At 70.6% G+C, this 13,399-nt stretch carries 12 protein-coding genes; 10 read left to right on the forward strand and 2 right to left on the reverse strand.

The window, feature by feature from the left end; genetic code table 11:
• The first annotated feature begins 1 nt into the window (after window position 1).
• The 9 genes from OOJ91_RS25345 (at window position 2) to OOJ91_RS25385 (ending at window position 10,401) form a co-directional block, all read left to right on the forward strand.
• The gene (locus OOJ91_RS25345; RefSeq protein WP_266249849.1) at window positions 2–868 is read left to right on the forward strand and encodes a sugar ABC transporter permease; all 867 of its coding nucleotides are present in this window, start codon (window positions 2–4) and stop codon (window positions 866–868) included.
• A 95-nt stretch (window positions 869–963) separates the two neighbouring features.
• Window positions 964–1,311 carry a hypothetical protein gene (locus tag OOJ91_RS25350; protein WP_007455425.1) on the forward strand — a complete coding sequence of 116 codons (348 nt, stop codon included), beginning with the start codon at window positions 964–966 and terminating at the stop codon, window positions 1,309–1,311.
• 277 nt (window positions 1,312–1,588) lie between these two features.
• Window positions 1,589–2,659: a BMP family lipoprotein gene (locus OOJ91_RS25355; RefSeq protein WP_266249850.1), complete on the forward strand. Its 1,071-nt coding sequence runs from the start codon at window positions 1,589–1,591 to the stop codon at window positions 2,657–2,659.
• Window positions 2,660–2,912: 253 nt separating this feature from the next.
• Entirely contained in the window at window positions 2,913–4,547 is a 1,635-nt protein-coding gene (locus OOJ91_RS25360; RefSeq protein ID WP_323178584.1) for an ABC transporter ATP-binding protein, read from the forward strand.
• A complete protein-coding gene (locus OOJ91_RS25365; RefSeq protein WP_007455429.1) occupies window positions 4,544–5,899 on the forward strand; it encodes an ABC transporter permease in 1,356 nt (451 codons plus the stop codon). Before OOJ91_RS25360 ends, OOJ91_RS25365 begins: the two co-directional genes overlap by 4 nt.
• Before the next feature lie 3 nt (window positions 5,900–5,902).
• The gene (locus tag OOJ91_RS25370) at window positions 5,903–7,183 is read left to right on the forward strand and encodes an ABC transporter permease (RefSeq protein WP_266248777.1); all 1,281 of its coding nucleotides are present in this window, start codon (window positions 5,903–5,905) and stop codon (window positions 7,181–7,183) included.
• Between the two features lie 292 nt (window positions 7,184–7,475).
• Window positions 7,476–8,186 carry a cytidine deaminase gene (locus OOJ91_RS25375; RefSeq protein WP_266248779.1) on the forward strand — a complete coding sequence of 237 codons (711 nt, stop codon included), beginning with the start codon at window positions 7,476–7,478 and terminating at the stop codon, window positions 8,184–8,186.
• Window positions 8,187–8,340: 154 nt separating this feature from the next.
• The gene (locus OOJ91_RS25380; protein WP_266248781.1) at window positions 8,341–9,621 is read left to right on the forward strand and encodes a thymidine phosphorylase; all 1,281 of its coding nucleotides are present in this window, start codon (window positions 8,341–8,343) and stop codon (window positions 9,619–9,621) included.
• A 99-nt stretch (window positions 9,622–9,720) separates the two neighbouring features.
• Entirely contained in the window at window positions 9,721–10,401 is a 681-nt protein-coding gene (locus OOJ91_RS25385; protein ID WP_266248782.1) for a DUF4272 domain-containing protein, read from the forward strand.
• A 2-nt stretch (window positions 10,402–10,403) separates the two neighbouring features.
• On the opposite strand, the gene OOJ91_RS25390 is transcribed toward OOJ91_RS25385, so the two are convergent.
• The gene (locus OOJ91_RS25390; RefSeq protein WP_266248783.1) at window positions 10,404–11,408 is read right to left on the reverse strand and encodes a putative RNA methyltransferase; all 1,005 of its coding nucleotides are present in this window, start codon (window positions 11,406–11,408) and stop codon (window positions 10,404–10,406) included.
• Window positions 11,409–11,521: 113 nt separating this feature from the next.
• Here OOJ91_RS25390 and OOJ91_RS25395 point away from each other — a divergent pair, with 113 nt between their 5' ends.
• The gene (locus OOJ91_RS25395) at window positions 11,522–12,595 is read left to right on the forward strand and encodes an adenosine deaminase (protein WP_266248785.1); all 1,074 of its coding nucleotides are present in this window, start codon (window positions 11,522–11,524) and stop codon (window positions 12,593–12,595) included.
• Window positions 12,596–12,615: 20 nt separating this feature from the next.
• Here the strand turns inward: OOJ91_RS25395 and OOJ91_RS25400 are convergent, their stop codons facing one another.
• Window positions 12,616–13,134, reverse strand: a complete 519-nt coding sequence (locus OOJ91_RS25400) for an ATP-binding protein (RefSeq protein ID WP_266249852.1) — start codon at window positions 13,132–13,134, stop codon at window positions 12,616–12,618.
• Between the last annotated feature and the right edge of the window lie 265 nt (window positions 13,135–13,399).

Below are 13,399 nucleotides of genomic sequence, written 5' to 3' on the forward strand. Positions count from 1 at the left end.
CATCGGTGGTCGGCGGCGGAACCGCTGGTTCGCCCGGGTCGGCTGGCGGCACCTGGTCGCCGTGCTCGCCGTGCTGTTCAGCCTCTTCCCGATCGTGTTCGTGCTCTCCGCCGCGCTCAACCCCCTCGGCACGCTCTCCACAAGCGAGCTGGTGCCCACCGGTGGGGTGTCGCTCGGCAACTTCAGCGGGCTGTTCGAGCGGACCGCCTTCGAGCGGTGGTTCCTCAACTCGCTGTTGATCGCCGGGGTGGCCTCGTTCGCGTCGGTGTTCCTCTCGGCCCTGGCCGCGTACGCGTTCTCCCGGATGCGCTTCCGGGGGCGGCGGGTGGGGCTGTTGTCACTGCTGCTGATCCAGATGTTCCCGCAGTTCCTGGCGATCGTGGCGATCTACCTGATCTTCGGCACGATCACCGACCTGTGGCCGTCGATAGGCTTCAACACCCCGTGGGGGCTGTTACTGCTCTATCTGGGTGGGGCGCTCGGCGTGAACACCTGGCTGATGAAGGGCTTCTTCGACACCCTGCCCCGGGAACTCGACGAGTCGGCCACCATGGACGGCGCGTCGCACGCCCAGGTCTTCTTCCGGATCATGCTGCCGCTGGTGGCGCCGATCCTGGCGGTGGCCGGGCTGCTGGCGTTCATCGGCACCATCAACGAGTTCCTGATGGCGAACGTGTTCCTCACCAGCAGCGACTCGAAGACCCTCGCGGTCGGCATGTACGGCCTGTTGCAGGGCAACGAGCGCAACAACAACTTCGGCATCTTCGCGGCCGGCACCCTGCTCACCGCGATCCCGACGGTGCTGGTCTTCCAGCTCCTGCAGCGCTACATCGTCTCCGGCCTGACCGCCGGAGCGGTCAAGGGATGACCACGCCGCAGCCGCGCCGGGTGCCGACCGGGCTCAACGCGCCGACCGGTCGACCCCCTACTACGAACTGTCGTTGATGGGGGAGGATGGGCGGCGTGGAAGCACTGCGACTCATCCTCCTCTATGTCCATCTGATCGGCTTCGCCCTGCTGCTCGGCGGCTCGATCGCCCAGTACGCGAGCGGCAAGCTGCGGATCAACGCCGCCATGCTCTGGGGCGCCGTGATCCAGTTGCTCACCGGGCTCGGTCTCTCCGCCCCGCTGCGGGGCGGTGGTGACGACGAGCCGGCGCCCGCCAAACTTGTGACGAAGTTGGTGATCGCGCTGCTGATCTTCGTAATGGTCTTCTTCTCCCGGAAGCGGGACGTGGTCAACCGCGGCCACTTCCTCGCAATCGTCGGCCTGACCCTGGTCAACGCGGCGGTGGCGGTCTTTTGGCGGTAGCGTCCGAGGAGGGGGTCGACCCCCGGAAACCGGACGTTAGCGACGCCTGGGCGCTCGGTTAGCAGCACAAAGAGTGACGTGCCCCACGCAAGGGTTACACCCGGGTAACAGGCGCTCAACAGTCGTGCACGATTGTCGGCCGGTGGGTGGGCGCGGGCGTACGCTCCCGTCCGTAACGTGGGACAGCCGGCGGCACACCGCAGGTCGGCTGATGGGCTGCCACCGCACTAGGCGCGGTGTGCAATGGGAAGGAGACGTCTTGCGCTCGGTGCGTGGGATGCGGATCGCCTCGATCTTCGCGGTGGGTGGGCTCGTGCTGAGCGCCGCCGCCGCTTGTGGCGAGGCCCCCGATGATGACAAGAACGCCGGCAGCGGCGCCAAGAAGTACAGCGCCTGCATGGTGACCGACGTCGGCGGCATCGACGACAAGTCGTTCAACACCTCCGCCTGGAAGGGCCTGCAGGAGGCCAAGGCCGCCAACGACAACATCGACATCAAGTTCGTCGCGTCGAAGGCCGAGGCCGACTACGAGCCGAACCTGACGCAGTTCGTCAACCAGAAGTGCGACTTCATCCTGGCCGTCGGTGGCCTGATGGCCAACGCGACTTCGAAGATCGCCAAGGCGAACCCGAACCAGCAGTTCGGCATCGTCGACGCCAACCCGGGTGACGCCAACGTCTACCCGATGCAGTTCGACACCGCCCAGGCCGCGTTCCAGGCCGGCTACCTGGCCGCCGGGATGAGCAAGAGCGGCAAGGTGGGCACCTACGGTGGTCTGCCGATCCCGCCGGTGACGATCTTCATGGACGGCTTCGTCGACGGCGTGGCGTACTACAACACCACCAAGAAGAAGAACGTCCAGGCGCTCGGCTGGAACAAGGAGACCCAGAAGGGCTCCTTCACCAACGACTTCGCCAAGCAGGACGAGGGCAAGAAGGTCTCCGACGCGCTGGTCGCCCAGGGCGCGGACATCATCATGCCGGTCGCCGGCGGCTCCGGCCTCGGCACCACCTCCGCGGCCAAGGCGTCGGGTGGCAAGTACAACACCATCTGGGTGGACGTCGACGGCTGCGAGAGCACCCCGGACTGCGCCGCGATCATCACCACCGTGGTCAAGAACATCCCGGAGGCCGTCAAGGAGGCCGTGCTCAAGGCGGCCGGTGGCGAGAAGCTGCAGGCCAAGCCGGGCTTCGTCGGGACCCTGGCCAACAGCGGTGTCTCGATCGCCCCGTTCCACGACTTCGACAGCAAGGTTCCGGCCGAGCTGAAGACCGAGGTCGACAAGATCAAGGCGGACATCGCCGCCGGCACCATCACCGTCACCTCGAAGGCCCAGCCGACCAAGTGACACCCGGCCGGCTCCTCCGGTGAGATCATCGCAGGGGCGGCGGGGACAGGTACGACCGATCCGGCCGCTCCGGCGCCGCGGGTGACCACCCGTGGGGCCGGAGCGGCCGATCGCGCGCCACGGTGACCGGCCTGGTCCGGCCCGGTCGACCGGCAGCTACGCTGCACCATCGCTCGCACTCCAGGAGGTTGCGCTGAGACTCGAACTGCGCGGCATCACCAAGCGGTTCGGTGATCTGGTCGCCAACGACCACATCGATCTGACGGTGGAGCCTGGAGAGATTCACGCCCTGCTCGGCGAGAACGGCGCGGGCAAGTCGACACTGATGAACGTGCTCTACGGGCTCTACCAGCCCGACGAGGGCGAGATCCTGGTCGACGGCACGCCGCTGAAGCTGAAGGGTCCCTCCGATGCCATCGGGGCCGGGATCGGCATGGTGCACCAGCACTTCATGCTGGTGCCGGTCTTCACCGTGGCCGAGAACATCATGCTCGGCGCCGAGCAGGTCCGGGGCGGCATCGCCGGTTTCCTGGACCGGCGGCGTGCCCGGCGCGAGGTCACCGAGGTGTCCGAGCGCTACAACCTGCGGGTCGACCCGGACGCGGTGATCGAGGACCTGCCGGTCGGCATCCAGCAGCGCGTCGAGATCGTCAAGGCGCTCACCCGCGACGTCGACCTGCTCATCCTGGACGAGCCGACCGCGGTGCTCACCCCCCAGGAGACCGAGGAGCTGTTGACTGTCATGCGGTCGCTGAAGGCGGCCGGCAAGTCGATCGTCTTCATCACCCACAAGCTCGGCGAGGTCAAGGCGATCGCCGACCGGATCACGGTGATCCGGCGCGGCAAGACCGTCGGCACGGCCTCGCCGGAGACCAGCCGGGACGAGCTGGCCGCGCTCATGGTCGGCCGTAGCGTGCGGCTCACCGTCGACAAGTCGCCGGCCACGCCGGGCGAGCCGGTGCTGGAGGTTGCCGGGCTGGTCGTCGACGACGACCGGCAGATCCGCGCCGTCGACGGGGTGGACCTGACCGTGCGCGCGGGCGAGGTGCTCGGCGTGGCTGGTGTGCAGGGCAACGGCCAGACGGAGCTGATCGAGGCGATCATGGGCCTGCGCCCGGTGCTCGCCGGCACGGTCAGCCTGGGCGGCGACCGGATCGACGGCTGGACGACCAAGAAGGTGCTCCGCGCCGGCGTCGGGTACGTCCCCGAGGACCGCAGCGTGGACGGCCTCGTCAAGGAGTTCAGCGTCGCCGAGAACCTCGTGCTGGACATCTACGACAGGCCGCCGTTCGGCGCCGGGCTCGCCCTCAAGCCGGACGCGATCGCGTCCTCGGCGCGCGAGCGGATCGAGCAGTTCGACGTCCGCACCTCATCGGCGGACGCGGCGGTGGGCACCCTCTCCGGCGGCAACCAGCAGAAGGTGATCGTGGCCCGGGAGCTGTCCCGGCCGCTGAAGCTCTTCATCGCCGCCCAACCCACCCGTGGTGTGGACGTCGGGTCGATCGAGTTCATCCACAGCCAGATCATTCACGAGCGGGACATCGGCACCGCGGTCATGGTGGTCTCCAGCGAGCTCGACGAGGTGGTCGGGCTGGCCGACCGGATCGCGGTGATGTACCGCGGACGGATCATCGGCATCGTCGGCCCGGACACCCCGCGCGAGGAGATCGGCCTGCTGATGGCCGGCATCCACCCGGACACGGCCGCCGCGGCCGGCGCGACCCCCGCCGCCGGTGCACCCGGCGTGGAGGCCGGGCCCGGCGGGACCCCCGCCGGTGCACCCGGCGCGGAGGCCGGGGCCGGCGCGACACCCGCTGCCGGTGAGCCCGGCGTGGACGACGGGAGCCGGGCGAGCGACGCGGGCTCCGCGAGCGAGGACGAGGCATGAGCGACAGCAATCCGCAGTCGGGTTCCCCGGACAAGGAGCCGGCGAGCGAGGCGCAGGCGGCGCAGAACGCGCTCGGCAACACCGAGCGGGCCGGCACGACCACAGTGCCGAAGGCCCCCGAGCCGCAGCCGAAGCCGTCCCTGGGCCGGCTCTTCCTGGACAACCTCTGGGCGGCCAACACCTTCACGGTGACCCTGCTGTCGCTGGTGCTGGCCGTCGTCGTCGGCGCGGTACTGATGATCATTTCTGATCCGGACGTGCTGCACACCTACTCCTACATCACCGCCCGTCCGTCGGACGCGTTCAGCGCGAGCTGGACGTTGGTGAGCGAGGCGTACGCGAACCTGTTCAAGGGCTCGATCTTCGACCCGGAGGCGTTCTCCGGCTGGGTGAACGGCAGCAACGGCTGGCAGGCGGTGCTCGCGCCGATCTCCGAGACGCTGACGTACGCCGCGCCGCTGGTCTTCACCGGCCTGGCGGTGGCGCTGGCCTTCCGCGGCGGCCTGTTCAACATCGGCGCGCAGGGCCAGGCCACCATCGGCGTGATCCTGGCCGCGCTGGCCGGCTTCCTGCTGCCGCTGCCGCCCGGCCTGCACCTGCTGGTGGCGGTGTTGGCCGGCGCGCTTGGCGGAGCGCTCTGGGGCTTCATCCCGGGCATCCTCAAGGCCCGCGCCGGCGCACACGAGGTGATCAACACGATCATGCTCAACTACGTCGCCACGTACTTCCTGACCTGGCTCATCGTGCAGAACGGCGTGCAGGACCCCAAGCGGACCGACGCGATCAGCAAGGCCGTGGACACCTCCGCGCAGCTGCCCCGCCTGCTCGGCGACAACCTGCGGGTGCACGCCGGCATCCTGCTCGCCGTGCTGGCCACCTGGGCGGTCGCCTGGCTGCTCAACCGGTCCACGCTCGGCTTCGAGCTGCGGGCTGTCGGCGCCAACCCGGACGCCGCGCGGACCGCGGGCATCAGCGTCACCCGGACGTACATCCTGATCATGGTCTTCTCCGGGATCCTGGCCGGCCTGGGCGGGTCGAACATGGTGCTCGGCTCGACCGCCAGCGCGTTGACCCCGCTGGTGGTCGCGCAGATCGGCTTCGACGGCATCCTGGTGGCGCTGCTCGGCCGGGTGAAGCCCTGGGGGGTGCTGCTCGCCGCGCTGCTGTTCGGTGCGCTGCAGGCCGGAGGCAACCGGATGCAGTCGTACTCGGGCATCTCGCTGGAGCTGGTGACAGTGCTCCAGGCGCTGATCGTCATCTTCATCGCCGCACCCGCCCTGGTGAAGGCGATCTTCCAGCTCCGGGCCGCACGGGCTGCCCGGTTGCAGACGAGCCTGGCGAAGGGCTGGTAACGCATGTCCACCATGGCTGTCCCCGACGTCGCCGTCGCCCAGGTCGACCAGGGCTTCTGGACCCGGACCCGCAAGGTCGGCCTCACGCTGCTGGCCCTCGGCCTGCTCTCGGCGGTGCTCTTCGGCGCCCTCGCCACCGACCAGCAGGCACGTTTCACGCTCAGCGACGACGCGGCCGGCGCGGCGCTGGAGATCAACGGCACGATCGGCGCGATCCTGTTCGGGATCATCGCGATCGCCGCCGGCGCGGCGCTGCTCGCCGGGGTGCCGAAGCGCTGGTTCGTCCCCGCGCTCGGCGTCGGGCTGGTCGGCTTCGTGCTCTCCTTCCTCTGCTGGCAGGTCTCCGCCGCGCCGACCGGGCAGAACTTCATGCCGCTGGTCAACATCATCCGGGGCACGTTCATCCTGGCCCTGCCGCTGATCTTCGGCGCGCTGGCCGGGGTGCTCTGCGAGCGGTCCGGCGTGGTCAACGTGGCCATCGAGGGGCAGTTGCTGATGGGCGCGTTCAGCGGCGCCCTGTTCGGCAGCATCTCCGGCAACGTCTGGGTGGGTCTGGTGGCCGCCGCCATCGGTGGCGCGTTCATCTCGCTGCTGCTCGCCGTCTTCGCCATCCGCTACCTGGTCGACCAGGTCGTCATGGGCATCGTGCTGAACCTGCTCGCGGTCGGCGTCACCGGCTTCCTCTACGAGCGGCTGATGCAGACCGACGCGGCGAAGTACAACAGCGCGCCGCGCTTCAGCAACTGGGAGATCCCGCTGCTCAAGGACATCCCGGTGCTCGGGCCGGCGCTGTTCCGCGGCAACATCTTCCTCTACGTCGGCCTGCTCCTGGTGCTGGTGATCCACATCGGGCTGTTCCGCACCCGGTGGGGGCTGCGTACCCGGTCGGTCGGTGAACACCCGATCGCCGCCGACACGCTGGGCGTCAAGGTGCTGCGGGTGCGCTACCGCAACGTGCTGCTGGCCGGCGTGGTCGCGGGCATCGGCGGCGCCTCCTACACGCTGGCGCTCTACTCGTTCACCAAGAACATGATCGGCGGCAAGGGCTTCATCGCGCTGGCCGCGCTGATCTTCGGCAGGTGGAACCCGACCGGAGCGCTGCTCGCCGCGCTCTTCTTCGGCTTCGCCGACCAGCTCGCCACCTACCTGAGCGCGATCAACAGCTCCATCCCCAGCCAGTTCCTGGCCATGCTGCCCTACCTGGCGACCATCCTGGCGGTCGCCGGCCTCGTCGGCCGGGTTCGCGCGCCGGCCGCCGACGGCAAGCCGTACATCAAGGGCTGACCTTGCCGCCATGCCCGGCGGAACTCATCGCCGGGCATGGCGCGGCCGTCGCCGTCCGAGCCCAACCAACACCCTCGCCGGGGTACGGCCGAAGGCGTGCATGGGCGCAGGTGCTGCTCCGCCTGGCCAGGTCGACGACCCTTGCTCAGGTGATGGAAGAGAGGTTCTCGGAGTGTTCCTGACCTACTTTTCATCATGTGATCACCGTGCACCCCTCCGGACCGTGGGGAGCCGCGGTCGGGGGGACGGCCCTGCGCGCTTCTGACCTGGGCTACTTCGGCAGAATGGCGGCATGACCGACATTGACTGGGCGCGGCTGCGCGCCGCCGCCACCGAGGCGATGCGGAACGCGTACGCGCCGTACTCGACGTTCCCGGTAGGTGCGGCCGCGCTTGTCGACGACGGGCGCGTGGTGGTCGGCTGCAACGTGGAGAACGCCGCGTACGGGGTGACGCTGTGCGCCGAGTGCGGAGTGGTGTCCAGCCTGCACGCCACCGGTGGCGGTCGCCTCGTCGCGCTCTCCTGCGTCGACGCCACGGGTGAGCCGCTGATGCCGTGCGGCCGGTGCCGGCAGTTGCTCTGGGAGAACGGCGGCCCGGAGTGCCTGATCGAGACGAAGACCCGCCCGCTGCGCATGGCGGAGCTGCTGCCGCACGCCTTCGGTGTGGAGGACCTGGAGGCGGTGACGGGCGAGACGCCGTTGCCTGTGGTCCCGGAACGGCTGGCCGCGTGGCGTGGCCGGGGCACCGTCTTCGTGCATCCGGACATGTCGGCGGGGCGGCAGGTCTGGACGGCGTACTGGGAGCGGTCGGCCGGGGACGACGCGGGCGCCGAGACCGGTGTGCTGGAGGAGGCCCCGACCTGGGACGATCCGGCCGAGGCGATCACCTGGGGCCTGGCCCGGACACCGCGTGTGGTGGTCGTCGACGCGACCGGCACCATCTTCTGGGCCGGCGAGGGTGAGCCGCCGCTGGAGATCCCGGTCCGCTGGTCCGCCGGCTGACCTCGAAACCGCCGGCGACCGCACCGCTTGACCGCGAGCGACCGCGAGGCCGCCCGCCGAGCGGCTGGGCGAGAGGCCGCGCCGTACCAGGGGCGCGCCGAGCGGCTGGCCCGGCACCGGACGGATTCACACCGACGTGAGAAGGAACCACAGAATGAGCGGGTTTGCTGCTGTTGACGTTATTCGGGTGAAGCGGGACGGGGGTGTGCTGTCGGACGCGCAGATCGACTGGGTGATGGACGCGTACACCCGGGGGGTGGTCGCCGACGAGCAGATGTCGGCGCTGGCCATGGCGATCCTGCTCAACGGCATGACCGGGCCGGAGATCGCCAGGTGGACCGCCGCGATGATCGCCAGCGGTGAGCGGCTGGACCTCTCGGCGGTACGCCGCCCGACCGTCGACAAGCACTCGACAGGCGGCGTGGGTGACAAGATCACCCTGCCGCTCACCCCGCTGGTGGCCGCCTGCGGCGCCGCCGTTCCGCAGCTCAGCGGGCGCGGCCTCGGGCACACCGGCGGCACACTGGACAAGCTGGAGTCCATCCCGGGCTGGCGGGCCGCGCTGCGCAACGACGAGTTCATCGCCCAGCTCGGTGACGTCGGCGCGGTGATCTGCGCGGCCGGCGCCGGGCTCGCCCCCGCCGACCGCAAGCTGTACGCGTTGCGCGACGTGACAGGCACCGTGGAGGCGATCCCGCTGATCGCCAGCTCGATCATGAGCAAGAAGATCGCCGAGGGCACCGGCGCGCTGGTCCTCGACGTCAAGGTCGGCTCGGGCGCGTTCATGAAGTCCGTCGACCAGGCCCGCGAGCTGGCCCGCACGATGGTCGAGCTGGGCGGTGCGCACGGCGTGCGGACGGTCGCCCTGCTCACCGACATGTCCACCCCGCTCGGCCTGGCCATCGGCAACGCGGTCGAGGTGACCGAGTCGGTCGAGGTGCTTGCCGGAGGCGGCCCGGCCGACGTGGTGGAGCTGACCCTCGCCCTGGCCCGGGAGATGCTCGACGCCGCCGGACTGCCGGACGCCGACCCCGAGGCGGCGCTGCGCGACGGGCGGGCCATGGACTCCTGGCGGGCGATGATCCGCGCGCAGGGCGGCGACCCGGACGCGCCGATGCCTACCGCGCCGGAGGTCGAGGTGGTCCGCGCCGAGGAGGACGGGCACGTCGCGGCCGTCGACGCGTACGCCATGGGTGTTGCGGCCTGGCGGCTCGGCGCGGGGCGGGCCCGCAAGGAGGACCCGGTAAGCGTGCCGTCCGGTGTGGTGCTGCACAAGCGGCCGGGCGACCCGGTGCGGGCCGGGGACGCCCTCTACGAGCTGCGCGCCGAGGACCCGTCCCGGATTCCGGCGGCCCTGGCGGAGGCAAGTCGCGCGGTGCACATTGCACCGAACGCGCCTGCCGCGACGCCGCTTGTCATCGAGCGGATCGGCTGACCGGGGCGGCGTGGTGCTCGTCACCTGGGAGCGCTATTCTCGCAGGCCAAGGGGGGACAGCCGGCCTTGAGCCGTCGCGAGCAGACAGGAAGTTGCCCCGTGACCGTACCTGCCCCCGACCCGCGCGAGGTGCGCGAGGCGAGCCTGGACGAGCTGTCCCGGCTCGGGCTGCCGCTGCCGCCGGCCCAGTTCCCGCTCGTGTGGGAGCCGGGTGACGCGATCGAGCTGCGCCCCCGTGCGGAGATCGAGGCGCGGATCGCCGTGCTGCACCTCATCCTGGCCCGCTGCTTCGGGATGCCCCCGCAGGCGGCGATGAGCTGGCTGCTCGGCTCGCACCTGGTCGAGATGGTCACCCCGCCGGAGTGGCAGTTCGTGATGGGCGGCAAGGGCGACCACCGGTCGTTCGTGCTGCACCACGACGCGCTCTTCGCGCTGGCCTGGGTGCTGGGGCTGAGCAAACAGCTCGATCCCACACTGGCCGTGGACGAGCGGCTGGTCGAGCGGTTGCCGCACATCGCCGAGGGGGAGACCTTCTCGCGCTGGCAGTCGCGGATCCTTGCCGCGCCGCAGCACCCGGCCGACGCGGCGGCCCTGCTCGATCTGCACTACTGCCTGGACTGGGCCTACCTGGAGACCGAGCGCGGCGGCCTGCGGGCGCCGGGGCTTGTCGACGCCAACGCGATCGGGCAGCGACGCTGGGCGCTGGAGTGGGCGGTGATCCTGCGCGGGCCGTACCACGACGAGCCGCCGGGCTGGGAAGAGGTCGACCTCTCCACCTGAGGTCAGCGAGGTCGCAGGACGTCGAGTCGGACCGCCACGGTCACCTGGACCGGCTCGGGCAGCGCGGCCAGCCGTGCCGCGAGGGCGGTCGGGTCGGTGTGCCAGGCGCTCGGGCCCATCCCGACCAGGGTGGCGACCTCCGGCCGGGTCAGGGCCAGCTCCGCGCGGTGCACCGCCGAGCTGACAGCCGCGAAGCGTCCGTCCAGGCTGGCGGTCACCCGGTCGGGCTTGTCCGGGTCCACCCGCAGCAGGTCGAGCGCGTCCACAAGCTCGGTGAGATGGTCGCCGACGGGCGTCACCACGAGCAGCGTGCCCGCCGGGTCGAGCACCCGGTGGAACTCCGCGCCGTTACGCGGAGCGAACACGTTCAGCAGTACGGCCGTCGCGCCGTCGGCGAGGGGCAGTCGCTGCCAGGTGTCGGCGAGCGCCGCGGCCGCCCGAGGATGCGACCGGGCCGCGCGCCGCAGCGCCGGCTTGGAGACGTCCAGGGCCAGACCCACGGCGTCCGGCAGCGCCGCCAGCACCGCGCCGAGGTAGCGGCCCGTGCCCGCGCCGGCATCCACCACGAGGGGGTACGCCCCGACGTCGGCATCCGGCGGCCCGGCCCGTACCCCTGCGGTTGTGTCCTTTGCTCTGCTCACCTCCACGCACTTGTTCGGTCCGGAAACCGTTGCGTCGGTTGAAGCAGGGCAAAGGACGGACGGGGCAGGGTCCGTGGGCGTCGCGGCCGACGCGCGGAGCCGGGCGACGGCCTCCGTCGCGGCAGCGGCGAGGGCGGCCGAGATGACGTCGTAGTGTCCGGCGGCCTGGAAATCCGCACGAGCCGCGACCATCTCGGCGGTGTCACCGGCGTGCGGGGCCCGGCCGGTGAGCAGGTTGACGTAGCCCTGGCGGGCGATGTCGAAGCTGTGCCGGCGCGGGCAGCGCAGCGCCCTCGTGTCGGTGGCCTGCCCCAGTGGGTCGCCGCAGACCGGGCAGCGCAACCTGTCGAGGATGCGGGGGTCCACGTCAGGCCACCGGGCCGCGTCGCGGGCGGACCCTCACCGTGGTGCTCCCATGCCGCCCAGCCTAGTTCGGGCCGGTACATCCGGTCATATCCCTCGCTGGCTAGGGTCTGAGCATGGTCGCAACTATCCGGTACGAGGACATCGTCAAGGTCCCGAAGGCTCTGCTGCACGACCACCTCGACGGCGGGCTGCGGCCGGCGACGATCGTCGAGCTGGCCGCGGAGGTGGGGCACGAGCTGCCCACCACCGACCCGGAGGCGCTCGGGCGCTGGTTCGTCGACGCCGCCGACTCCGGGTCGCTGGAGCGATACCTGGAGACGTTCGCGCACACCGTGGCGGTCATGCAGACCGGGCCGGCGCTGCGTCGGGTGGCGCGGGAGTGCGCGCTGGACCTGGCGGCCGACGGGGTCGTCTACGCCGAGGTGCGCTTCGCTCCCGAGCAGCACCTGGAACGGGACCTCAGCCTGGACGAGGTGGTCGAGGCCGTGCTGGCCGGGTTCGCCGAGGGCGCCGCCCAGGCCGCCGAGGCCGGCCTGACCATCCGGGTGGGCACCCTGCTCACCGCCATGCGGCACGCGGCGCGCTCGCAGGAGATCGCCGAGTTGGCCGTGCGGCACCGCGACGCCGGGGTGGTCGGCTTCGACATCGCCGGCGCCGAGGCGGGTTTCCCGCCCACCCGACACCTGGACGCCTTCGAGTACCTGCAGCGGGAGAACTTCCACTTCACCATCCACGCCGGCGAGGCGTTCGGGCTGCCGTCCATCTGGCAGGCGATCCAGTGGTGCGGCGCGGACCGGCTCGGCCACGGCGTACGGATCGTGGACGACATCGCCCCCGACGGCGCGCTCGGTCGGCTGGCCGCGTACGTGCGGGACAAGCGGATCCCGTTGGAGCTGTGCCCCTCGTCGAACGTGCAGACCGGCGCGGTGGCCTCGATCGCCGACCATCCGATCGGGCTCCTGCGGGACCTGCGGTTCCGGGCCACGGTCAACACCGACAACCGGCTGATGAGCGGCACCTCCATGTCGCGGGAGATGTCGCTGCTGGTGGAGACGTTCGGCTACGGCTGGCGTGAGTTGCAGTGGTTCACCATCAACGCGATGAAGAGCGCCTTCATCCCGTTCGACGAGCGACTGCGGATCATCGACGAGGTGATCAAGCCGGCGTACGCCAAGCTGCTGCCCTGACCGTGCGGCGGGTGGCCGCCTCAGCCGTGCGGGTGGCCGGCGAGCAGGCCGGCCACCCGGCGCAGCACCTCCCGGGCGCGGGCGGCCTCGGCGCCCAGCACCATCTGCCGGTGCAGCACCGCGGGCTCCGCCCGCAGCAGGGCCACGCCGCGCCGGACCAGCACCCGGGGGGCTTTGCGCTGCTCGGACAGGTCGCGGGCCAGTCGGCGCAGGAAGGTCGCCCCGCGCGGGCGGCGCAGCGCGTACGCCCCGGCGAGCAGTCCGCGGCGGCGGCACTCCTCGACGATCTCGGCGGCGAAAATCCCTTCGGCTACGAAAAGTGGCGATCCGTCGACATCAAATGGCCGGGTGGCCACCCGTCGATCCGCGCCGATCGCATAAACCGGCACATCGGCACGGCCGTCGCGGGCAAGTCGGGCAATCGTTTCGACGGCGGTCAGGGCGTCCCAGGACTGCGGTGATTCCCAATCGACCTGGCCGTTTCGTCGCGGCAACGTAGGGTCATCGCCCTCCTTGTAGAAGTCGTCCAAACACAGCACCGGCAACCCGGTTTGCTGCGCTATGTACGACTTTCCGGAGCCTGAGGGGCCGGCGAGCAGGACAACGCGGTGGGGATGTTCCATTACCTTCAGTTACTCCGGCCAGACGGACTGCTATCAAATCGCATCAACATCTCATCACACCTTCGGCCGGTGACAACCTGGGCTTTCTTCTTGTCGACCGGCGTGATGGAATCTCGGGGGTCCGACCCGCCGGGTCGGTCGCTGGGCGTTGCCCGGGGCAACGCGTTCAAGCTGTAATCGC

The organism is Micromonospora lupini (genome assembly GCF_026342015.1).
Lineage (GTDB): Bacteria > Actinomycetota > Actinomycetes > Mycobacteriales > Micromonosporaceae > Micromonospora > Micromonospora lupini_B.

Bases quoted from the DNA above. Each gene is read 5' to 3' on its own strand.
- OOJ91_RS25355 (WP_266249850.1), top strand. From the start codon at position 1,589: ATGCGGATCGCCTCGATCTTCGCGGTGGGTGGGCTCGTGCTGAGCGCC.
- OOJ91_RS25365 (WP_007455429.1), top strand. From the start codon at position 4,544: ATGAGCGACAGCAATCCGCAGTCGGGTTCCCCGGACAAGGAGCCGGCG.
- OOJ91_RS25370 (WP_266248777.1), top strand. From the start codon at position 5,903: ATGTCCACCATGGCTGTCCCCGACGTCGCCGTCGCCCAGGTCGACCAG.
- OOJ91_RS25375 (WP_266248779.1), top strand. From the start codon at position 7,476: ATGACCGACATTGACTGGGCGCGGCTGCGCGCCGCCGCCACCGAGGCG.
- OOJ91_RS25380 (WP_266248781.1), top strand. From the start codon at position 8,341: ATGAGCGGGTTTGCTGCTGTTGACGTTATTCGGGTGAAGCGGGACGGG.
- OOJ91_RS25395 (WP_266248785.1), top strand. From the start codon at position 11,522: ATGGTCGCAACTATCCGGTACGAGGACATCGTCAAGGTCCCGAAGGCT.